Source organism: Azonexus sp. (assembly GCF_049652925.1).
Lineage (GTDB): Bacteria > Pseudomonadota > Gammaproteobacteria > Burkholderiales > Rhodocyclaceae > Azonexus.
Map to the genome: position 1 here is coordinate 134,699 of NZ_JBASFI010000024.1, position 22,658 is coordinate 157,356.

Here is a 22,658-nt window from a genome sequence, read left to right on the forward strand (position 1 = left end):
CATGAAATCTCGCCTGCTGGATCGGCAACTTCAGGAAATTTTCGGCGGCGAAGGTGAGCCCCAATTCAGGCAGTTGATCGAGCTGGCCAGGGTAGAGGGGCAGGGTGCGCTGGCCAACGGGATGGAAAAGCTGGTCGGCGTTGTCGATTCGGCCTACCGCGCCTACGCCGGGCTCAATCTCAGCGCCTGGCATACCAAATTGTCGGGCGATGCGCTGGCCGACTGGAATCTGCGGGCCGGAACCATTGACTCCGGGCGCCAGTGGAAGCAGATGCTCGGGTATGCCGAGAGCGATATCGACAACACGATTGCCCAATGGCAGCGCATGCTGCACCCCGATGATCTGCGCATGTTGCAGGCACGGATCGATGCCCACCGGCAAACTCAGGAACCCTATTTTCAGGCCGAATGTCGCTTCAAGGCGCGCGACGGCCAGTGGCGCTGGTTCCTGTTGCGCGGAGCAATAGCAGCTCGCGAAGCCGAAGGCCAACCAGTTCGCATGCTGGTGTTGCAACGTGACATCAGCGAAGTCAAGGCGGCGGAAGCGGCGTTGATTTCCGCCAAGGAAGCCGCCGAAGCCGCCAACAAGGCGCGCGGTGCCTTCTTGGCCAACATGAGCCACGAAATCCGGACGCCAATGAACGGCATCATCGGCATGACGGAGTTGGCGCTCGATACCGAGCTTGATGCCGAGCAACGTCATTATCTGAAGACCGTCAAGTCGTCAGCCGAGGCGCTACTGACCATCGTCAATGACATCCTCGATTTTTCGAAAATCGAAGCCGGGAAGATGGAATTCGAGGCGCTGGCCTTTTCGATTCAGGACACCGTGCTTGAGGCCGTTCGTGTGCTGGCCGTCAGTGCGCACAAGAAAGGCCTCGAACTGGTCGCGAATGTGCATCCCGACGTGCCGCCGCGCATCGTCGGGGATCCGACGCGTTTGCGTCAGGTCATCATCAACCTGATCGGCAATGCCATCAAATTTACCGAGCAGGGCGAAGTCGTGCTCGATGTGAGCATCGATCAGCAGACCGAGCAATCGGTATATTTGCGCTTCTCAATCCGCGACACAGGTATCGGCGTACCACCCGAAAAGCAACAAGCGATCTTCGAAGCATTTTCCCAGGCTGACGTATCGACGACCCGTCGCTTCGGTGGTACGGGTCTCGGGCTAGCCATCAGCGCACGCCTTGTCCAGTTGATGGATGGCAAGATAACGCTCGAAAGCACGCTTGGCGTGGGTTCGGTCTTTTCGTTCACCGGGCGGTTTGGCGTCGAATCCTCAATGCTTTCGCAGACTCAGGCGTTTGCTGCAGTGGCCAAATACATGGGCCGGCGGGCGTTGGTAATCGATGACAACGAGACCGTGGGGCGCTATCTGGTTGAATTGCTGGAACGCCTCGGTATTCAGTCTTCTCTGTCGGCGGACGGCGCTTCTGCAGTGGCCGCGATCGAGCGCAGCCGGGCGGTTGATTTTCCCTACGACTATGTGGTCGCTGACGCCAACATGGAGGCGCCAGCCGGGTTTGCCTTGGCTGAAACCTGGAAAAAGTCCGGCCGCGCAGAAAAACTGTTGATTATGCTGACGACAGAAAATCAACGACACGATCTGACACGCCTGCGCGAAATCGGGGTGTCGGCGCATCTGGTCAAACCCATCGGCAACGCCGATCTCGTCGATGCGCTGGCCTTGGCCGAGGGGCCTGATTTGTTGGATCAGAACGAATTCATGCTTTCGGAGATAGGCTTGGGTAGCCTTACCGAGGGCGCTGTTGCGGGTCTGAATATCCTGTTGGTTGAGGACAATCCGGTGAATCAGGAGCTGGCGACGCGTTTGCTGGAACGCCAATCGCACCGGGTGACGCTGGCCAATAACGGGGTCGAGGCGGTTGACTTGTTCGACAGCAGCCACTATGACGTGATTCTGATGGACATGCAGATGCCGGTGATGGGTGGTATCGAAGCGACCGAGGCCATTCGCGCTCGCGAGATGCGCCGGAGCTGGGTGGTTTCCCATGAGATGAAGCCCGTCTACATCATTGCCATGACTGCCAATGTCATGGCCAGTGACCGGGATCGTTGCATGGAAGCCGGGATGAACGATTACGTCGCCAAACCCTTGCGGCCGGATGAATTGTTTGCTGCTCTGGATCGATGTCGGGGTGGCGGCAGCGAAGGCGAGCCCATTGCTTTTGGTGCTTCCCCGGCCGGGGCCGGTGGGCATCTCGACCTTGCGGCTGCGCTTCGCGACATCGGCGAGCCTGAGTTGTTTGCCACGATGGCCGGTATGTTTCTATCCGAGTGGGACACCCATCTAGGGCGGATCAAGAAAGCACTCGATGCCGCCGATGCGCAGGATCTGCGCATGCATGCACATACGGTGAAGAGTCTTCTGGCCATGTTTCATGCTGAAAATGCCCGGCGTCGTGCGATGGAAATCGAGCAGGCTGTCGCGACGGTGGACAATGTCGACTGGGTGGGCTGCAAGCAGCTACATGCAGCTCTGATTGATGAAATGTCGTACATCAAGCCCATCATGAAGCGTTACGTCGAGACTCGCGTAATCCCTTGAATTTGCCTGAAAAGGCTCTTTTCGGCTAAAATAGGAAGGTTAAAAAGCACGAGCGGGGAGGCGCAAGCCTTCCCGCTCGGCACATGAAAAATTAGAAATTCAAGGAGAGCCGGTCGTGTCGTTGCTGCCCTCATTTATACCCGCCATTCTCGCCCTCGCCGACGGAACGGTTTTCAAGGGCCAATCCATCGGCGCTGATGGCGTTACCAGTGGCGAGGTGGTGTTCAACACCGCCATGTCGGGCTACCAGGAAATCCTCACCGATCCTTCCTATTGCCGGCAAATTGTCACGTTAACCTACCCGCATATCGGCAACACCGGTTGCAATGCGGAAGATTTCGAGTCCAATGCCAATTTCGCCGCAGGCCTGGTCATTCGTGACCTGCCGCTGGTTGCCTCGAACTGGCGTTCCGAGGAGGACTTGTCGTCCTACCTCAAGAAGCACGGTATCGTCGCCATCGCCGGCATCGATACGCGCAAGCTGACCCGCATCCTGCGGGAAAAGGGCGCTCAGGCCGGTTGTATCCTGGCTGGTGAAGTGGATGATTCCAAGGCGCTGGCGCTGGCCAAGGCGTTTCCTGGTCTTTCCGGTATGGATCTGGCCAAGGTGGTTTCCGCCAAGGAAGGTTATGACTGGACGGAAGCCGAGTGGACGCTAAATGGCTACAAGCAGGCTGTCGAGCCGCACTTCCATGTGGTTGCCTACGATTTTGGCGTAAAGCGCAATATTTTGCGCATGCTCGCCGAGCGTGGCGTCAAGCTGACGGTTGTCCCGGCCCAAACGCCGGCGGCCGATGTGCTGGCAATGAAGCCGGATGGTGTTTTCCTGTCCAATGGTCCGGGAGATCCGGAGCCTTGCGACTACGCCATTAGCGCCATACGTGAGTTCCTTGATAAAGGCGTGCCGACCTTCGGTATCTGCCTTGGGCACCAGTTGCTGGCCCTCGCTTCCGGCGCCAAGACGTTGAAGATGAAGTTCGGCCACCACGGTGCCAACCACCCGGTCAAGGACATGGATACGGGGCAGGTGCTGATCACCAGTCAGAACCACGGTTTTGCCGTGGATGGTGATTCGCTGCCGGACAATCTGCGTGTCACCCACGTCTCGCTGTTCGATGGCTCCCTGCAAGGCATTGCCCGTACAGATGTGCCGGCCTTCTCCTTCCAGGGTCACCCCGAAGCCAGCCCGGGTCCGCACGACGTGGCCTACCTGTTCGACCGCTTCCTCGACACCATGACGCGTGGCGTTGCCGCGCTCAATAACGCTCAATAAGCGGCACAGAGAGAGATAAAGATGCCGAAACGCACAGACATAAAAAGTGTTTTGATTATTGGCGCCGGCCCGATCATCATCGGTCAGGCCTGCGAATTCGACTACTCCGGCGCGCAAGCCTGCAAGGCCCTGCGCGAAGAGGGTTACAGGGTCATCCTGGTTAATTCCAACCCGGCGACGATCATGACCGACCCGGAAATGGCCGACGTCACCTACATCGAGCCGATCACTTGGCAGGTAGTCGCCAAGATCATCGAGAAGGAACGCCCGGATGCACTGCTGCCGACCATGGGCGGCCAGACTGCGTTGAATTGCGCGCTGGATCTCGATCGCGAAGGTGTGCTTGAAAAGTTCAAGGTCGAACTGATCGGTGCTTCCAAGGAAGCCATCGACAAGGCCGAAGACCGCCAGAAATTCAAAGATGCGATGACCAAGATCGGTCTTGGTTCTGCCAAGTCGGCCACGGCGCACAGTATGGAAGAGGCCTATCAGGTGCAGGCGATGATCGGCTTCCCGACCATCATCCGGCCGTCATTCACGCTCGGTGGCACGGGTGGTGGTATCGCCTACAACATGGAAGAGTTCGAGACCATCTGCAAGCGCGGTCTCGAAGCTTCGCCGACCAACGAGCTGCTGATTGAGGAATCGCTGCTTGGCTGGAAGGAATATGAGATGGAAGTGGTTCGCGACAAGGCGGACAACTGCATCATCATCTGCTCGATCGAAAATCTCGATCCGATGGGCGTGCACACCGGCGACTCGATCACCGTCGCCCCGGCCCAGACGCTGACCGACAAGGAATACCAGATCCTGCGTAACGCCTCGATTGCCGTGCTGCGCGAAATAGGCGTCGATACCGGTGGTTCGAACGTGCAGTTCTCGATCAACCCGGTTGACGGCCGGATGATCGTCATCGAGATGAATCCGCGCGTCTCGCGTTCGTCTGCCCTGGCTTCCAAGGCAACCGGTTTCCCGATTGCCAAGATCGCCGCCAAGCTGTCGGTCGGCTACACGCTGGACGAACTGTCGAACGACATCACTGGCGGCAAGACGCCGGCGTCGTTTGAACCGTCAATCGACTATGTCGTCACCAAGGTTCCCCGTTTTGCCTTCGAGAAGTTTCCGCAGGCGGATGACACGCTGACCACGCAGATGAAGTCGGTTGGCGAAGTGATGGCTATCGGTCGCACCTTCCAGGAGTCGCTGCAGAAAGCCTTGCGTGGTCTGGAAGTTGGCGTCGACGGGTTCAATCTGAAAACCGTTGATCCAGCAACGATTGACGAGCAATTGGCCCGCCCGACGCCGGATCGCCTGTGGTACGTTGCAGATGCTTTTGGTATCGGCATGTCGGTCGAGCGCGTTTTTGAGCTGACCAAGATTGATCCGTGGTTCCTCGTCCAGATCAAGGAGATCGTCGATCTCGAACTGGCTGTCGAAAAACGCGAATTTTCGTCGTTGACCGCAGAAGAAGTGCGTTATCTGAAGCGCAAGGGCTTCGCTGACCGTCGTCTGGCCTATCTGCTGAAAACCACCGAAACCGAATTCCGCAACCGTCGTCATGCCTTGGGCGTCCGTCCAGTTTACAAGCGTGTCGATACCTGTGCCGCCGAATTTTCGACCGATACCGCCTACATGTACTCGACCTATGAGGACGAGTGCGAGGCCAATCCGACCGATAAGAAGAAGATTATGGTGTTGGGCGGCGGTCCGAATCGTATCGGCCAAGGCATCGAGTTCGACTACTGCTGCGTGCATGCCGCCATGGCGATGCGCGAAGACGGTTACGAAACCATCATGGTTAACTGCAACCCGGAAACCGTTTCCACCGACTACGATACGTCGGATCGCCTGTATTTCGAGCCGCTGACGCTGGAAGACGTGCTGGAAATCGTAGCCATCGAAAAGCCGGTCGGCGTCATCGTCCAGTACGGCGGCCAGACCCCGCTCAAACTCGCGCTGGCCCTCGAAGCCAATGGCGTGCCGATCATCGGCACGACCCCGGAATCGATCGATATCGCCGAAGACCGTGAGCGCTTCCAGAAGCTTCTGCACGAACTCGGCCTGAAACAACCGCCGAATCGTACCGCCCGTACCGAAGAAGACGCCCTGCGTCTGGCTCAGGAAATCGGCTATCCGCTAGTCGTCCGCCCATCCTACGTGCTGGGTGGCCGGGCCATGGAAATCGTCCATGAGCAGAAGGATCTAGAGCGCTACATGCGCGAAGCTGTCAAGGTTTCGCACGATTCGCCGGTGCTCCTCGATCGCTTCCTCAATGATGCCGTTGAGTGCGATGTCGATGCACTGTCGGATGGCGACGAAGTGATCATCGGTGGCGTCATGGAGCACATTGAACAGGCTGGTGTGCACTCCGGCGACTCAGCATGCTCGCTGCCGCCGTATTCGCTTTCCGCTGCCGTGCAGGACGAACTGCGCCGCCAAACCAAATTGATGGCCAAGGCGCTCAACGTCTGTGGCCTGATGAACGTGCAGTTCGCGATCAAGGACAACGACGTCTACGTGCTGGAAGTCAATCCGCGCGCCTCGCGTACTGTGCCCTTTGTTTCCAAGGCGACCGGCCTGCAACTGGCCAAGATCGCGGCGCGCTGCATGGCGGGCCGCAGCCTCAAGGATCAGGGCGTGACCAAGGAAGTGATTCCGCCGTATTTCTCGGTCAAGGAAGCTGTTTTCCCCTTCGTCAAGTTCCCTGGCGTTGACACGATTTTGGGGCCGGAAATGAAGTCGACCGGCGAAGTCATGGGGGTGGGCGTTACTTTTGCCGAAGCCTTTGTCAAGTCGCAACTTGCCGCCAGCGTCAAGCTGCCGACCAGCGGCCGCGTCTTCATGTCGGTCAAGGATAGCGACAAGGCCAAGGCAATCGAGATTGCCCGCCATCTGGTCGAAGCCGGTTTCCATCTGGTGGCGACGCGCGGTACGGCGCATGCCATCGAAGCGGCTGGTTTGCCGGTACAAACGGTCAACAAGTTTACCGAAGGTCGCCCGCATATCGTTGATATGATCAAGAACAACGAAATCTCCCTGATCATCAACACTGTTGAGGAAAAACGTCAGGCGATCAACGACTCACGCAATATCCGCACTTCCGGACTGCAGGCTCGTGTCACAATGTATACGACAATCTGGGGGGCCGAAGCGGCTGCCGAAGGTATTCGCAATCTGGGTGAGTTGGTGGTTTATCCGATTCAGGCATTGCACACGCAGCTACACTGAGAAAAACCTGAAACCGCCGGGTAGCCTTGGGGCGCCGGCGGTTTTGCTTTTGCTGGAAGATGATATGAGCAAAGTTCCGTTGACCGTAAAAGGCGCCGAAAAGCTGCGCGAAGAACTGCATCGACTAAAGACGGTTGATCGTCCGTGGGTGATCGGTGCTATCGCGGAAGCTCGGGCCCATGGCGATCTTTCCGAAAACGCCGAGTACGATGCCGCCAAGGAGCGCCAGGGCTTTATTGAAGGGCGTATCCAGGAGGTTGAGGGCAAGCTGTCGCACGCCCAGATCATCGACCCGAAATTGCTTGATGCCGATGGTCGCTGTGTGTTTGGTGCGACATTGGATCTTGAAGATCAGGATTCTGGCGACGCAGTGACCTACCAGATTGTTGGCGAGGACGAAGCGGACATCAAGGGCGGGAAGATTTCGGTTAACTCGCCGATTGCCCGGGCGCTGATTGGCAAGTACGCCGGCGATATTGCCCAGGTTCAGGCCCCGGGTGGCATCCGCGAGTACGAAGTCATCGACGTCCGCTACGAATAATTTCTGTGCGCCGGCTGTCCGAAGCCCTCTACCTGGTTTCCATTACTCTGTGGGTGGGTGGCTTGTGGGCTATCGGTTACATGGCGGCGCCAGTGCTTTTTGCCAGTCTGGGCGACCGGCAGCTTGCCGGTATGGTGGCTGGTAAGTTGTTTGCCATGATCGGCTGGGTGGGTTTGGGCTGCGCAACCTGGCTGCTGGTGTTTCTGGTTTCTCGTTGCGGCCGGCAGGTGTTCAAGCGTGGCGTCTTCTGGCTGGTCGTCCTGATGGCATTGCTGACCGCCGCCAGCCAGTTCGGCATCCAGCCATTGATGGCGCAGCTAAAGCTCGATGCCATGCCGCGCGAAGTGATGGAGAGTGTGCTCCGTGACCGCTTCGCTGCATGGCACGGAATCTCCAGCATTCTCTATCTGGTGCAGAGTCTGCTGGGATTGTGGCTCGTGATCTGGAGCGGTCGCGGGTTGAAGTAATCAGCCCTGGAAGGCGCGCTTGCTTTTGCGCGGAGCGGCAGGAATGGGGCGTCTTGTTTTCGGGGCTTTTTTCGCGTTGACCGCAGCAATCTCGGCGGGAATGGGACGAAAAACGACCAGCAGCTTGCCGATGTGCTGAACAGGTGCGGCGCCCAGTTGGGCACAAATTTGCTCATAATAGGCTAGGCGATTTTCGCGGCTGTCACCATAAACGCGAATCTTGATCAGCTCGTGAGCGTTTAGATTCATGTTTATTTCCTTTAGAACTCCCTCGGTGAGGCCGTTTTCGGCGATCGAGACAACAGGATTCAGGTCGTGGGCCTTGGCGCGCAGTTCGCGTCGCTGGGCAGATGATATTTGCAGCATAGTAAACCTTTCAAAAACGGCATTTTACCGAATGAAAAGAACCAGAACCAGCAAAGCTTGGATGCGCGAGCATGTCAATGATACATATGTTCAGCTTGCGAGGAAGGAAGGCTGGCGTTCGCGCGCTGCTTTCAAGCTGCTTGAGATCGACGACAAGGACAAGCTGCTCAAGCGTGGTGAGGTGGTTGTTGACCTCGGCGCCACCCCGGGTGGCTGGTCTCAGGTCGCCTCAAAGCGGGTAGGCGATAGTGGAATGGTCATCGCTCTCGATCTTCTTGAAATGGAACCGATTCATAACGTTCATTTCATTCAGGGGGATTTTCGCGAAGACGATGTGCTGGAACAACTCGAAAAACAATTGGGTGATCGCCGAGTGGGGCTTGTAATGTCCGACATGGCCCCCAATATGTCAGGAGTACCTCTGGTCGATCAGGCGCGCGTGATGCACTTGGCTGAGTTGGGGCTGGAGTTTTCGAAGGCACACCTGAAACCGGATGGTGCTTTTCTGGTCAAAGTGTTTCAGGGAACGGATTACGAGACATTTCTTCGTCAAATGCGTGAGACGTTCAAGGCTGTCGTAGTGCGCAAACCGGACGCTTCCCGTGATCGTAGTGCTGAGCTTTATTTGCTTGGACGCACATTGCGCTGAGAGTTTTGTTTAGAATGGCATTTTTATCGCTCGTCGCTGTATAAGGAGTGCAAGCTTGAACAACATGTTCAAAAATCTGGCGGTCTGGCTGGTCATTGGCCTTGTGCTGATGACGGTGTTTAATCAGTTCAACAGCCGTCAGGTTGCAACCGGATCCGTCGAATACTCCCAGTTCATCGAGGAGGTAAAGTCTGGCCGCATTTCCAAGGTGGTCATGGAAGGCCGTACGCTGAAGGCGACGACGAGCGAAGGCAAGCGCATCACGTCCTACGCGCCGCCTGATCTCTGGCTGGTCTCCGACCTACTCAAGAATGGCGTCAAGATTGAAGCCAAGCCGGAAGAAGAGCCGTCCTTCCTGATGAACCTTTTCGTCAGCTGGTTCCCGATGCTGTTGTTGATCGGTGTCTGGGTCTTCTTCATGCGCCAGATGCAGGGCGGTGGCAAGGGCGGTGCCTTTTCCTTCGGCAAGTCCAAGGCGCGCATGATGGACGAGTCGACCAACGCCATCACCTTCGCCGATGTTGCGGGTTGTGACGAGGCCAAGGAAGAGGTTCAGGAAATCGTCGATTTCCTGCGTGATCCCTCCAAGTTCCAGAAGCTCGGTGGCCGTATTCCGAAGGGCGTGCTGATGGTCGGTAACCCCGGTACCGGCAAGACCCTGCTCGCCAAGGCGATTGCCGGCGAAGCCAAGGTGCCGTTCTTCAGTATTTCCGGTTCAGATTTCGTAGAAATGTTTGTTGGCGTTGGCGCTGCTCGCGTTCGTGACATGTTTGAGAACGCCAAGAAGCACGCGCCATGCATCATATTCATCGATGAAATTGACGCGGTCGGCCGCCATCGTGGCGCCGGTCTTGGCGGTGGCAATGATGAACGCGAACAGACCTTGAACCAGTTGCTGGTCGAGATGGATGGCTTCGAAGGACATACCGGCATCATCGTCATTGCTGCGACCAACCGTCCGGATATCCTGGACCCGGCGTTGCTGCGTCCCGGTCGCTTCGACCGTCAGGTCGTTGTGCCGTTGCCCGATATTCGTGGTCGCGAGGAAATCCTCAAGGTGCACATGCGCAAAGTGCCTATTGCCGGTGACGTCAAGGCCGATATCATTGCGCGTGGTACCCCCGGTTTCTCGGGTGCCGATCTGGCTAATCTGGTTAACGAAGCTGCCTTGTTCGCGGCGCGCACCAACAAGCGCCTCGTCGACATGGATGACTTTGAAAAAGCCAAGGACAAGATCATGATGGGCGCTGAGCGTCGCAGCATGGTAATGAGCGAAGAAGAGAAGATGAATACGGCATACCACGAGTCGGGCCACGCCGTGGTTGCCAAACTGGTGCCAAAATCGGATCCCGTTCACAAGGTCACCATCATTCCGCGTGGCCGCGCTCTGGGCCTGACCATGCAACTGCCGGAAGAGGATCGCTACGCCTATGACCGGCAATACCTGATGAGTCGTATCGCCGTGCTGTTTGGTGGGCGTATTGCCGAAGAGCTGTTCATGAATCAGATGACCACAGGTGCGTCCAACGACTTCGAGCGAGCCACGGCTATGGCCCGCGATATGGTTACGCGCTACGGCATGTCGGATCTTGGGGTGATGGTCTACGGCGAAAACGAGGGCGAAGTGTTCCTCGGCCGCTCGGTGACTCAACACAAGAATGTTTCCGAAGCGACGATGCAGAAGGTCGACGCCGAAATTCGCCGTCTTATCGACGAACAGTACGCTCTCGCCCGCCGTTTGCTGGAAGAGAATCGCGACAAGGTTGAGGCGATGACCAAGGCCTTGCTTGAATGGGAAACCATTGATGCTGAGCAGATTGACGACATCATGGCCGGCAAGTCGCCGCGTCCGCCTAAACCATCACAGTCAGCGCCGCGGTCTAAAACACCTAGCGATACGCCGGGTGCTGAGCCAAGCGCCCCTGCGACGGCTTGATTTTTCTGATTGCTGAATTGGCCGGGAGTCTCTCCCGGCCTTTTATTTTTGCGCCATGACAATACTGCATTGCGGCCGTTTCAGGCTCCCGCTGGATCGTCCTTTGTTGATGGGGATCGTCAATCTCACGCCGGACTCCTTTTCCGGTGATGGCTTGGTTGGCAATGTCGAACAGGCTGTTCGGCGCGCGCGTCAGCAGTACGAGGCGGGCTCGGATATTCTTGACATCGGTGCCGAGTCATCGCGTCCTGGAGCGATTCCCGCGTCAGAAGAGGATGAATTACGGCGCCTATTGCCTGTACTGAAAGAAATTGCCGATTGGGGGGTTCCTGTCTCAGTGGATACCTACAAACCGGCAGTCATGCGTGCTGCACTGGAGGCAGGTGCAACGATGATCAATGACATCACTGGCATGGCCAGCCGCGAAGCGTTGTCAGTCGTTGCGGGGAGTGATTGCGCCGTGTGTGTCATGCATATGCAGGGCGAGCCGGGTACGATGCAGCAAACTCCTCAGTATCAGGATGTCGTTTCAGAAGTAAATTCCTTTCTGGCGGGGGCTGTTGAGCGTTGCAGGCTGGCCGGTGTTGCCGATGAGCGCATCGTGCTTGATCCAGGGTTTGGCTTCGGCAAAACACTGGACCACAATTTGGCGCTATTTTCGGCGTTGACCGTGGCAGGCATCGAGGGGTTTCCAGTGTTGGTCGGGGTTTCCAGAAAATCCATGCTCGGCGCAATTACCGGACGACCGGTTGGAGAGCGGCAGGCGGCCAGCGTAGCGGCAGCCCTGCTCGCCGCCCAAAAAGGTGCGAAAATACTACGCGTGCATGACGTGGCTGCTACCAAGGACGCCATGGCGGTCTGGGTCGCAATAGAACAAAGGGGGCGGGAATGAGCAGGAAATATTTTGGTACCGATGGTGTGCGAGGCCGCGTTGGTCAGTCGCCAATTACTCCCGATTTCGTGATGCGCCTCGGATATTCAGCTGGCAAGGCCTTGCTGGATCAATCCAGTATGCCATCTGGCGAGCGCCCGGCGGTGTTGATCGGCAAGGATACCCGCCTGTCAGGTTACATGCTTGAGTCAGCCTTGGAGGCAGGGTTTTCGGCGGCTGGGATTGACGTTTTTCTGGTTGGTCCGTTACCAACGCCCGCGGTTGCCTATCTGACTCGTGCCCTGCGATTGCAGGCCGGGATTGTTATTTCCGCTTCGCATAACCCGTACTACGATAACGGCATTAAATTCTTCTCGGCACAGGGTACCAAGTTGCCTGATGGGGTTGAGCATGCCATCGAAGAGGGTATAGATCAGCCGATGGTTTGCGCGCCGCCAGCAGATCTGGGTCGTGTCAGACGTATCGAGGATGCGCGCGGCCGCTACATAGAATTCTGCAAGAGTACCTTTCCAAACGATCTCGACTTGCGTGGTTTGAAGATTGTTGTCGATTGTGCACATGGCGCTGCTTACCATATCGCGCCGAGTGTCTTTCATGAATTGGGTGCTGATGTCGTTTCCATCGGGGCGCAACCCAATGGTCTCAATATCAATGACGGGGTTGGCGCTACGGCCCCCAAGGCATTGCGTGAGGCTGTGCTGGCCAATTGCGCCGATCTTGGCATCGCCTTGGATGGCGATGCTGATCGTCTTCAGATGGTCGATGCTGAAGGGAGCCATTATGACGGCGATCAACTGCTTTTTGCTATCGTTCGCAGTCGGGCCCGTATGGTCAAAGTTAAGGGTGTCGTTGGTACGCTGATGAGCAATCTCGCCTTGGAGCACGCTCTTGGCAAGATTGACATACCGTTTGCCCGGGCTGCAGTTGGTGATCGCTACGTTGTAGAGATGCTCAACGAAAAAGGCTGGTTATATGGCGGCGAAAACTCCGGACACATTCTTGCGATGGATCGCCATACGACAGGCGATGGCATTGTTGCAGCCTTGCAGGTTTTGGCCGCGCTGCGCGAGTTTGGCGGGGACCTGAAGGGCTTGCTGGGCGGGTTGGTACTTTATCCGCAGAAACTGATCAACGTGCCGATCTCGCGTGGGTTTCCATGGAAAGATCACCCGGCGATCAAGTCAGCACTGGCCGAGACCGAGGCAGGTATGGCTGGGCGGGGCAGGGTGTTGTTGCGCGCCTCGGGAACAGAACCGTTGCTGCGGGTGATGGTCGAAGGTGAAGATGCTGGCGAAGTGGCTGTTGCCGCCGAAAAACTGGCCGGCGTTGTGCGGGAGTCCACGCAATAAATTACCGGGTGTGTCTAATCGTATTGACCGAAAAATCGACGAGTCGCTATAATTCGAAGGTTTTTCGCCAACGGAATCGTCTAGCCCATGCGTAGAAAGCTCGTAGCTGGTAACTGGAAGATGCACGGCGCATTGCAGCAAAATTCAGAATTGCTGGCGCATATCACTGCAAAGGCTTCCGGGTTGCCTTGCGAAATAGCGGTTTGTCCGCCATATCCGTACCTTGCTCAGGCGCGGTCGTTGCTGCAGGGTTCCGTGGTTGCTCTAGGGGCTCAGTCTGTTAGCGAGCATTCTTCCGGGGCGTTTACGGGCGAGGTTTCGGCTCCAATGCTGGCGGAGTTAGGTTGTCGCTACGTACTGGTAGGTCACTCGGAGCGACGTGCGCTGTTCGGTGAAACTGATGTAGTCGTTGCAGCCAAGTTTGAAGCAGCTCAAAAAGCTGGCTTAGTGCCCATTTTGTGTGTTGGTGAAACGCTGGGTGAGCGAGAGGCTGGCGAGACGATGTTTGTGATTGCCAGGCAGTTGTCGGCCGTCTTGGACCGTGTCGGGGTGGCAGCCATGGCGTTGGCAGTGGTCGCGTATGAGCCGGTATGGGCAATCGGGACCGGGGTGACGGCGTCTCCTGAACAGGCGCAGGAGGTGCATGCGGCGATTCGTGCTCAGGTGGCAGCGCTAAATGCGGGTGTTGCAGAAGGTTTGCGCATTCTCTACGGTGGTAGTGTGAAATCGCAGAATGCGAAGGAGTTGTTTGGGCAGTCTGACATTGATGGTGGTTTGATCGGTGGCGCTGCCTTGGTTGCGGACGATTTTCTGACGATTTGCCTCGCGGCGAATTGATAGGCTGACAAATGAACTGGTTTTTCTCTCTCCTCCTGACGGTCCATATTCTGGTTGCGATCGTTATTATTGGCCTGGTGCTGATGCAGCATGGCAAGGGCGCCGACATGGGGGCTGCGTTTGGTAGCGGTGCTTCCGGCAGCTTGTTTGGCGCCACCGGCTCCGCCAATTTTCTAAGTCGTACGACAGGCGTTCTCGCGGCAGTGTTTTTCGCGACAAGTCTGACCTTGGCGTATGTTGCCTCCAGCAAGCCAAAAACGACTGGCAGTGTCATGCAAGAACCGGTACAATCGCAGACTGTTTCTCAGCCTGCTTCGGCGGGCAGTGAAACGCCGGTTGCTCCTGTTGATGCGGGTTCCAAGGCAAAAGACATACCGAAGTAACGCAAGATGGCTTTCCCGGCTTTGAGTCCTCGCCGGGGCGGCAAAAAAGACGTGCCGACGTGGTGAAATTGGTAGACACGCTATCTTGAGGGGGTAGTGGCGCAAGCTGTGCGAGTTCGAGTCTCGCCGTCGGCACCAAAAACTGGGCAGTGGCCGCAAGGTGCGCTGTTTCGAACAAAAAACTGAATATTGGCGGCGGGTCATGGAAAACTACTTTCCAATCCTGATGTTCGTTCTGGTGGGGGTTGCGGTCGGGGTTTTGCCCATTGCAATGGGCTTTATTCTTGCTCCAAGCCGTCCAGACCCTGAGAAGCTATCTCCATACGAGTGCGGCTTTGAGGCTTTCGAAGATGCGCGCATGAAGTTCGATGTGCGTTTCTATTTGATTGCCATTCTTTTCATTTTGTTCGATCTGGAAATTGCCTTCCTGTTTCCTTGGGCGGCAATCTTCAAGGATATCGTGGCGTCTGAATCGATCAAGATGTTCGGTTTTGTCGAGATGCTCGTGTTCGTTGCTATTCTGGTCGTTGGCTATGTTTATGCCTGGGCCAAGGGTGCGCTGGAATGGGAATGAGGCTAGGTTATGGCTATTGAGGGCGTCCTCCAGGAAGGTTTTGTCACCACGACGGCTGACAAGCTGATCAACTACATGCGTACAGGCTCGATATGGCCGATGACCTTCGGTCTCGCTTGTTGCGCAGTTGAGATGATTCATGCCGGTGTTTCTCGCTACGACCTCGATCGTTTTGGCATTGTTTTTCGGGCAAGTCCTCGTCAGTCTGATGTCATGATCGTTGCTGGTACATTGACAAATAAAATGGCGCCTGCGTTGCGCAAGGTCTATGACCAGATGGCTGAGCCGCGTTGGGTTATCTCGATGGGTTCGTGTGCCAATGGCGGTGGCTACTATCATTATTCCTACTCTGTTGTGCGTGGTTGTGACCGTATCGTGCCAGTCGATATCTATGTGCCGGGTTGTCCGCCAACTGCTGAGGCCCTGATTTACGGGTTGATTCAGTTGCAGAACAAAATCCGTCGTACCAACACCATTGCTCGTTAATTGCCAAGGCTGATTCGATATGTCTGCCAAGCTGGAAACGCTTAGTCAAAACCTTCAAAAGCACTTTGGCGATAAACTAAAATCGTTGAAGCTTGCTTTGGGTGAACTAACCATTGAAGTCAGTGCGGCCGACTATCTCGGTGTGATGACTGCGTTGCGGAATGAGGGCGATCTTCGTTTCGAAGAAATCATTGATTTGTGCGGTGTCGATTATTCGACCTATGGCGATGGTGGCTGGCAAAGCCGGCGCTACGCTGCGGTTTCGCATCTTCTTTCGATTACTCACAATTGGCGGTTGCGCGTCCGTGTCTTTGCCGAAGACGATGAGTTTCCATCGGTTGACTCTGTTACTGGTGTCTGGACGAGTGTTAACTGGTTTGAGCGCGAAGCATTCGATCTGTACGGCATTGCCTTTGTCGGGCACGATGACTTGCGTCGTATCCTGACGGATTACGGTTTTATCGGTCACCCATTCCGCAAAGATTTTCCGATTTCCGGTCACGTTGAAATGCGCTATGACCCTGATCAGGCTCGCGTGATCTATCAGCCGGTGACCATCGAGCCGCGCGAAAACACCCCGCGCATCGTGCGCGAAGATACTTTCGGGGACACTACCCATGGCTGATATCCGTAATTTCACGCTAAATTTTGGTCCGCAGCACCCGGCTGCGCACGGTGTTTTGCGCCTGGTGCTCGAGCTCGATGGTGAAGTTGTCCAGCGCGCTGACCCGCATATCGGCTTGCTGCATCGCGCGACCGAGAAGCTTGCTGAAACCCGTACCTGGGTTCAGTCCGTGCCTTACATGGATCGTCTCGACTATGTGTCGATGATGTGCAATGAGCACGCCTACTGCTTGGCTACCGAAAAGCTGCTCGGCATTGATGTCCCTGAGCGCGGCAAGTATATCCGTGTCATGTTCGACGAAGTCACTCGTATCCTCAACCATCTGTTGTGGATTGGTTGTCATGCGCTGGACGTCGGTGCCATGACCATGGCGCTTTATACTTTCCGCGAACGCGAAGATCTGATGGACGTCTATGAGGCTGTTTCCGGTGCCCGGATGCATGCAGCCTACTATCGTCCGGGTGGCGTCTATCGTGACCTGCCGGACCGTATGCCGCAGTATCAGGAATCGACTTGGACAAATGCCAAGAAGGCTTCTGAAAAGAATGAGAACCGCAGCGGTTCCTTGCTCGACTTTCTTGAGGATTTCACCAATCGCTTCCCGACGTATCACGCTGAATATCACACTCTGCTGACGGATAACCGTATCTGGAAGCAGCGTCTGGTCAATGTCGGTGTAGTGACGCCGGAGCGTGCCATGCAGATGGGCTTTACTGGCGCGATGTTGCGCGGTTCCGGTATTGCTTGGGATTTGCGCAAGAAGCAGCCGTACGCTGCTTACGACAAGATCGATTTTGATGTGCCGGTTGGCGTCAATGGCGACAGCTATGATCGCTATCTGGTTCGTATGGAAGAAATGATCCAGTCGAACAACATCATTAAGCAGTGTATCTCCTGGCTGCGCCAAAATCCCGGCCCCGTGATCACAGATAATAACAAGGTGGCACCGCCGCCGCGTGAAAATATGAAGACCAACATGGAGGAGCTGATTCATCACTTCAAGCTCTTTACAGAAGGCATTCATGTTCCTGCTGGTGAAGCCTATGCGGCTGTCGAGCATCCCAAGGGTGAGTTCGGCATCTACTTTGTTTCCGATGGTGCCAACAAGCCCTACCGCATGAAGATTCGTGCGCCAGGTTTTGTTCACTTGGCCGGTCTGGATGAAATGTCCAGGGGCCACATGATTGCCGACGTCGTTACGATTATCGGTTCCCAAGATATTGTTTTTGGCGAGATCGACCGCTGATGTTTTCCGCTGAAACCCTCCAGAAGTTTGCCCGCGAGGTCGCCAAGTATCCCGCCGATCAGAAACAATCGGCGTCGATGGCCTGTCTCGCTCACGCCCAGGAAGAAAAAGGCTGGCTAGCCCCCGAGTCCATTGAGGCGGTTGCCAACTATCTTGGTATGCCGCCGATTGCGGCCTACGAAGTGGCTTCTTTCTACAACATGTATGACCTGAAGCCGGTTGGCAAGTACAAGATCACGGTCTGTACAAATCTGCCCTGCGCGCTTTCGGGCGGCTACCATGCTGGCGAATATCTCCAGCATAAGCTGGGTGTCGGCTACGGCGAAACGACGCCGGATGGCAAGTTTACATTGAAGGAAGGTGAGTGCATGGGGGCCTGCGGTGATGCGCCGGTTTTCATCGTCAACAACCGCTCAATGTGCAGCCACATGCACCCGGAACAGATCGACAAGCTGCTTGAGGAGTGCAAATAATGGCCATGCTTGGTTCGATCAACGGCGTTCTGATGGAAGGCCTGGATGGCGACAACACTTGGCATTTCAAGGATTACGTTGCCCGCGGTGGCTACGCGCAGCTAAAGCGCATCCTGGAAAGCAAGATGACCCAGGAAGATGTCATCAGCGAAGTCAAAAAATCCGTGTTGCGTGGTCGCGGCGGGGCTGGCTTTCCGACCGGCCTGAAGTGGTCCTTCATGCCGCGCTCCTTCCCGGGGGACAAATACGTCGTCTGTAATACCGACGAAGGCGAGCCAGGTACTTTCAAGGACCGCGACATCATGCGCTTCAATCCGCATGCCGTCATTGAAGGCATGGCGATCGCAGCCTACGCGATGGGTGCCAACCGCGGTTACAACTATGTGCATGGCGAAGTCTGGCAGGAGTACAAGCGTTTCGAAGAGGCGCTTGACGAAGCTCGCACCGCCGGTTTCATCGGTCAGAATATTCTCGGTTCGGGCTTCAACTTCGAACTTTTCGCGCATCACGGCTACGGCGCCTACATTTGTGGCGAAGAAACTGCGTTGCTCGAATCCATCGAAGGAAAGAAGGGCCAGCCGCGCTTCAAGCCGCCGTTCCCGGCCTCCTTCGGTCTGTACGGCAAGCCGACGACGATCAACAATACCGAAACCTTTGCTGCCATTCCTTTCATTCTGAAGATGGGCGGCGAAGAGTTTCTGAACCTGGGCAAGCCGAACAACGGAGGCACCAAGCTGTTCTCTGTCTCGGGTCATGTCAATCGCCCGGGCAATTACGAAATTCCCCTCGGTACGCCGTTCGCGACCCTTCTTGAAATGTGCGGCGGGATGCGTGGCGGGCGCAAGCTCAAGGCTGTTATTCCTGGTGGTTCGTCGGCCCCGGTCATGCCGGGTGAGGTCATCATGGATTGCACCATGGACTATGACTCGATCAGCAAGGGCGGCTCTATGCTCGGTTCGGGCGCCGTCATCGTCATGGACGAAACGGTCTGCATGGTCAAGGCGCTGGAGCGTTTGTCCTTCTTCTACTACGAAGAGTCCTGCGGCCAGTGTACGCCGTGCCGTGAAGGTACTGCCTGGATGTACAAGGTCGTGCATCGTATCGAGAACGGTCTCGGCAAGCCTGAAGACCTTGATCTGCTAAATAGTGTCTTGGGTAATATTGCCGGCCGCACCATTTGTGCGCTCGGTGATGCGGCAGCCTTCCCGGTGCAGAGCTTCATAAAGCACTTCGGCAAGGAATTTGAGTACCACATTGAAAACAAGACCTGTCTCGTTCCCAAAGATGTGCAATGGGCAGGCAGTGGCTTCCACAAGATTCCGGCCTGACAGGCTACGGGTTGTAACGAAAGAACTGGCTACAAGGTAGCGACATGCTAGAAATTGAAATCGACGGCAAGAAAGCGCAAGTGCCTGATGGCAGCACGGTGATGGATGCCGCGCAGCAGGTTGGGGTATACATTCCCCATTTCTGCTACCACAAGAAACTTTCGATTGCCGCCAACTGCCGCATGTGTCTCGTGCAGGTTGAGAAGGCACCGAAGCCGTTGCCGGCTTGCGCAACGCCGGTGACCAACGGGATGAAGGTCTTTACCCACTCCGAACTGGCCGTCAAGGCACAGAAGGGGGTGATGGAATTCCTGCTGATCAACCATCCGTTGGATTGTCCGATCTGCGATCAGGGTGGCGAGTGCCAGTTGCAGGATATGTCTGTTGGTTACGGCCCGATGAAGAGTCGTTATACCGAAGAAAAACACGTCGTTTTCCACAAGAGCGTCGGCCCGCTGATCTCGATGGAAGAAATGAGCCGCTGTATTCACTGCACCCGTTGCGTCCGCTTCGGTCAGGAAATCGGCGGCATCATGGAACTTGGCATGGCCAACCGCAACATGCATTCCGAGATCATGACCTTTGTTGGTCGTACGGTCGACTCGGAATTGTCTGGCAACATGATCGACCTCTGTCCGGTTGGTGCACTGACCTCAAAGCCTTTCCGATACACCGCCCGTTCCTGGGAGCTGCAACGTCGCAAATCGGTCAGCCCGCACGATTCCGTCGGTGCAAATCTGGTTGTCCAGGTCAAGCACGAGAGCGTGATGCGTGTCTTGCCGCGTGAAAATGAAGAAGTAAACGAGTGCTGGATCTCGGACAAGGAGCGTTTCTCCTATCAGGCGCTGAATTCCGACGAACGTCTGACCAAGCCAATGGTGAAGCAGGGCGGCGAGTGGAAGGAAGTTGACTGGAATGTCGCACTTGACTACGTTGCCCATGGCCTGAAGGACGTTTCACGCGAACACGGCGGCGATGCTCTGGCTGCTCTGGCAGCCCAAAGTTCGACGGTTGAAGAACTCTTCCTGCTCGGCAAGGTCATGAAGGGCTTGGGAAGCGGCAATATCGATTTCCGTCCGCGCCAGAGTGATTTCTCCTCCGATTTCAAGCGCTCCGGTACTCCGTGGTTGGGCATGCGCCTTGCCGAGATTAAGGATCTCGACGGTGCTCTGGTGGTGGGGTCATTCTTGCGCAAGGACCATCCGCTGATCGCTCAGCGCCTGCGTCAGGCCGCCAAGAAATTTACCAAGGTCAGCTTGTTGTCGGTGACCGGTGACGAGCAACTGATCAACCTGCATGCTCGCCTGACTGTCGCGCCAGCCCAACTGGCTACCGCGCTGGCTGCTGTCGTCAAGGCGGCAGCCGAGATCAAGGGTGTCGCATTGCCGGCCGGTGTTGAATCGGCAGTGGTCTGCGAGACGAGCAAGAAGATAGCTCAAAGCCTGGTCGATGGTGAGAAGCGTGCCGTCTTCCTCGGCAATGTCGCAACCCAATCAGCCGATGCCACGCAGTTGCATGCCCTGGCTTTGGAACTTGGCAAACTGACTGGCGCGACCGTAGGCTTCCTTGGCGAAGGCGCCAACACCGTGGGCGGCCATGTCGCCTGGGCGCTGCCCTCCGGCGCCAATGCTCGCCAGATGTTCGTGCAGCCACGCAAAGCCTATGTCCTGATGGGGGTCGAACCGGAATTTGATTGCGCCAACCCGCAACTGGTTCTGGGTGCCTTGAAGCAGGCCAGCTTGGTGGTCTACATGTCCGCCTTCAAGCATGCGCCGGCGCTGGAGTTTGCAGATGTGATGCTGCCGGTCGCTCCCTATACCGAAACGTCGGGCTCCTTCATTAACATCGAGGGTCGCGCCCAGAGTTTCAACGGGGTGGCCAAGCCGCGTGGTGATGCGCGTCCGGCCTGGAAGCTGTTGCGCGTTCTCGGCAATGTGCTGAATCTCGATGGCTTTGATTATGCATCCAGCGAAGAAATTCGCGATGAAGTGCTGGGTAAGGGTGTCGAATTCGTTAGCGCCCTCGACAATGGCCTGAAGGATGTTGCCATTGCTCTGCCGGCTAACAACACCAATGGCCTTCAGCGGATTGCTGATGTGCCTATCAACTTTGCCGATCCGATGGCACGCCGCGCACCTGCTCTGCAGCAGACTGCCGATGCAGTTGCTCCGACTGCCCGCATTAATGAGCAAACCCTGGCACAGATTGGCGTTGCAGATGGTGTGCAAATTCGCGTCAAGCAGGGTTCTGGCGAGGCCATACTGATCGTCAAGAATGACAACAATGTGCCTGCCGGATGTGTTCGCGTTTCGGCGGCACATGCAAGCACAGCGATGCTGGGTGACATGTTCGGCTCAATCTCCGTGGAGCGTGCATAAATGGACGCACTGATGAACTTCGGACTTGGGATTTTCGGCGGCGCTTGGCCTGCTGTCTGGACCCTTCTAAAAATAGTCCTGATCGTTGCTCCGCTGATGCTTGGCGTAGCGTATTTGACCTATTTCGAACGCAAGGTCATCGGCTATATGCAGGTTCGAATCGGCCCCAACCGGGTTGGTCCGTGGGGACTAATCCAGCCGATTGCCGACGGCCTGAAGCTGTTGCTCAAGGAAATTATTGTTCCCACCACAGCTAACAAGGGGATTTTTATTATTGCCCCGATGTTGGCGATTGCTCCGGCGCTGGCTGCCTGGGCGGTGATTCCATTTACCGATTCGCTTGTAGTTGCCAATATTGATGCCAGCCTGCTCTACATCATGGCAATTACTTCCATGGGCGTGTACGGGGTAATTCTGTCCGGTTGGGCGTCAAACTCCAAATATGCTTTCCTTGGTGCCATGCGTTCGGCTGCCCAGATGGTTTCTTACGAAATCTCCATGGGCTTCTCGCTGATTTGCGTTCTGATGGTCTCCAACAGCCTGAATCTAGTCGATATCGTCAATGTTCAGGACCAGGGCCGTTTCGCTGGCTGGGGCCTGAGTTTCCTTTCGTGGAACTGGTTGCCATTATTCCCGATGTTCATCGTCTACCTGATTTCCGGTACCGCCGAGTTGAACCGCGCGCCGTTTGACGTTGCTGAAGGTGAGTCCGAAATCGTCGCGGGTTTCCACGTTGAATATTCCGGGATGGCTTTTGCGCTCTTTTTCCTGGCTGAATACGCCAACATGATTCTGGTTGCAGCGCTGACATCCCTCCTGTTCCTGGGGGGGTGGCTCTCGCCGGTTGGTTTCCTGCCTGACGGCATTCTGTGGCTGTTTGCCAAGATGTCGGCAATACTCTTCTTGTTCCTGTGGTTTCGGGCAACGTTCCCGCGCTATCGCTATGACCAGCTGATGCGTCTGGGCTGGAAGGTTTTCTTGCCGATCTGCTTGATCTGGCTGGTTGTCGTCGGCGTCTGGATGATGTCGCCATTGAATATCTGGAAGTGAGGAGA

20 protein-coding genes and 1 tRNA gene are annotated in these 22,658 nt (G+C 56.2%); 20 read left to right on the forward strand and 1 reads right to left on the reverse strand.

The window, feature by feature from the left end; genetic code table 11:
* Window position 1 precedes the first annotated feature (1 nt).
* From WBK19_RS12950 to WBK19_RS12970, 5 genes are all read left to right on the forward strand, one after another.
* Window positions 2-2,572: a response regulator gene (locus WBK19_RS12950; protein ID WP_511290343.1), complete on the forward strand. Its 2,571-nt coding sequence runs from the start codon at window positions 2-4 to the stop codon at window positions 2,570-2,572.
* 124 nt (window positions 2,573-2,696) lie between these two features.
* Complete coding sequence (gene carA, locus WBK19_RS12955; protein WP_511290598.1) at window positions 2,697-3,845, forward strand: glutamine-hydrolyzing carbamoyl-phosphate synthase small subunit; 1,149 nt, start codon at window positions 2,697-2,699, stop codon at window positions 3,843-3,845.
* A gap of 21 nt (window positions 3,846-3,866) precedes the next feature.
* On the forward strand, window positions 3,867-7,073 hold the full coding sequence (gene carB / locus WBK19_RS12960) for a carbamoyl-phosphate synthase large subunit (RefSeq protein ID WP_511290345.1): 3,207 nt from the start codon (window positions 3,867-3,869) through the stop codon (window positions 7,071-7,073).
* A 64-nt stretch (window positions 7,074-7,137) separates the two neighbouring features.
* Window positions 7,138-7,614 carry a transcription elongation factor GreA gene (gene greA / locus WBK19_RS12965; protein ID WP_310491446.1) on the forward strand — a complete coding sequence of 159 codons (477 nt, stop codon included), beginning with the start codon at window positions 7,138-7,140 and terminating at the stop codon, window positions 7,612-7,614.
* Window positions 7,615-7,619: 5 nt separating this feature from the next.
* Window positions 7,620-8,081, forward strand: coding sequence for a DUF4149 domain-containing protein (locus WBK19_RS12970; RefSeq protein ID WP_511290347.1), 462 nt, complete (start codon window positions 7,620-7,622; stop codon window positions 8,079-8,081).
* Here WBK19_RS12970 and WBK19_RS12975 read toward each other — a convergent pair whose 3' ends face one another.
* A complete protein-coding gene (locus WBK19_RS12975; RefSeq protein WP_511290349.1) occupies window positions 8,082-8,447 on the reverse strand; it encodes a YhbY family RNA-binding protein in 366 nt (121 codons plus the stop codon).
* 31 nt (window positions 8,448-8,478) lie between these two features.
* Between WBK19_RS12975 and rlmE the strand changes: the two genes are divergently transcribed.
* The 15 genes from rlmE to nuoH all read left to right on the forward strand — a co-directional run bounded on the left by rlmE (window position 8,479) and on the right by nuoH (window position 22,653).
* The gene (rlmE, locus tag WBK19_RS12980) at window positions 8,479-9,096 is read left to right on the forward strand and encodes a 23S rRNA (uridine(2552)-2'-O)-methyltransferase RlmE (RefSeq protein WP_511290351.1); all 618 of its coding nucleotides are present in this window, start codon (window positions 8,479-8,481) and stop codon (window positions 9,094-9,096) included.
* Between the two features lie 55 nt (window positions 9,097-9,151).
* Window positions 9,152-11,032 carry an ATP-dependent zinc metalloprotease FtsH gene (gene ftsH, locus WBK19_RS12985; protein WP_511290352.1) on the forward strand — a complete coding sequence of 627 codons (1,881 nt, stop codon included), beginning with the start codon at window positions 9,152-9,154 and terminating at the stop codon, window positions 11,030-11,032.
* Between the two features lie 55 nt (window positions 11,033-11,087).
* Entirely contained in the window at window positions 11,088-11,924 is an 837-nt protein-coding gene (gene folP / locus WBK19_RS12990; RefSeq protein WP_511290354.1) for a dihydropteroate synthase, read from the forward strand.
* Window positions 11,921-13,273: a phosphoglucosamine mutase gene (gene glmM / locus WBK19_RS12995; RefSeq protein WP_511290356.1), complete on the forward strand. Its 1,353-nt coding sequence runs from the start codon at window positions 11,921-11,923 to the stop codon at window positions 13,271-13,273. Before folP ends, glmM begins: the two co-directional genes overlap by 4 nt.
* An 87-nt stretch (window positions 13,274-13,360) precedes the next feature.
* On the forward strand, window positions 13,361-14,110 hold the full coding sequence (tpiA, locus tag WBK19_RS13000; protein ID WP_511290357.1) for a triose-phosphate isomerase: 750 nt from the start codon (window positions 13,361-13,363) through the stop codon (window positions 14,108-14,110).
* Window positions 14,111-14,121: 11 nt separating this feature from the next.
* Window positions 14,122-14,493: a preprotein translocase subunit SecG gene (gene secG, locus WBK19_RS13005; protein ID WP_511290359.1), complete on the forward strand. Its 372-nt coding sequence runs from the start codon at window positions 14,122-14,124 to the stop codon at window positions 14,491-14,493.
* Window positions 14,494-14,546: 53 nt separating this feature from the next.
* Window positions 14,547-14,631: transfer RNA gene (locus WBK19_RS13010), tRNA-Leu, on the forward strand.
* A 64-nt stretch (window positions 14,632-14,695) separates the two neighbouring features.
* On the forward strand, window positions 14,696-15,067 hold the full coding sequence (gene ndhC, locus WBK19_RS13015) for an NADH-quinone oxidoreductase subunit A (protein ID WP_511290360.1): 372 nt from the start codon (window positions 14,696-14,698) through the stop codon (window positions 15,065-15,067).
* A 9-nt stretch (window positions 15,068-15,076) separates the two neighbouring features.
* A complete protein-coding gene (locus tag WBK19_RS13020) occupies window positions 15,077-15,553 on the forward strand; it encodes a NuoB/complex I 20 kDa subunit family protein (RefSeq protein WP_117609323.1) in 477 nt (158 codons plus the stop codon).
* Window positions 15,554-15,572: 19 nt separating this feature from the next.
* Window positions 15,573-16,178 (forward strand): NADH-quinone oxidoreductase subunit C, encoded by a 606-nt coding sequence (locus WBK19_RS13025; RefSeq protein WP_511290361.1) that lies wholly within the window; start codon window positions 15,573-15,575, stop codon window positions 16,176-16,178.
* On the forward strand, window positions 16,171-17,424 hold the full coding sequence (locus WBK19_RS13030; protein ID WP_511290363.1) for an NADH-quinone oxidoreductase subunit D: 1,254 nt from the start codon (window positions 16,171-16,173) through the stop codon (window positions 17,422-17,424). The genes WBK19_RS13025 and WBK19_RS13030 overlap by 8 nt, the downstream gene beginning before the upstream one ends.
* On the forward strand, window positions 17,424-17,897 hold the full coding sequence (gene nuoE / locus WBK19_RS13035; protein ID WP_011286718.1) for an NADH-quinone oxidoreductase subunit NuoE: 474 nt from the start codon (window positions 17,424-17,426) through the stop codon (window positions 17,895-17,897). Before WBK19_RS13030 ends, nuoE begins: the two co-directional genes overlap by 1 nt.
* On the forward strand, window positions 17,897-19,225 hold the full coding sequence (gene nuoF, locus WBK19_RS13040; RefSeq protein WP_511290365.1) for an NADH-quinone oxidoreductase subunit NuoF: 1,329 nt from the start codon (window positions 17,897-17,899) through the stop codon (window positions 19,223-19,225). The genes nuoE and nuoF overlap by 1 nt, the downstream gene beginning before the upstream one ends.
* 44 nt (window positions 19,226-19,269) lie before the next feature.
* Entirely contained in the window at window positions 19,270-21,603 is a 2,334-nt protein-coding gene (gene nuoG / locus WBK19_RS13045) for an NADH-quinone oxidoreductase subunit NuoG (RefSeq protein WP_511290367.1), read from the forward strand.
* Window positions 21,604-22,653, forward strand: a complete 1,050-nt coding sequence (gene nuoH, locus WBK19_RS13050; protein WP_511290368.1) for an NADH-quinone oxidoreductase subunit NuoH — start codon at window positions 21,604-21,606, stop codon at window positions 22,651-22,653.
* The last annotated feature ends 5 nt before the right edge of the window (window positions 22,654-22,658 follow it).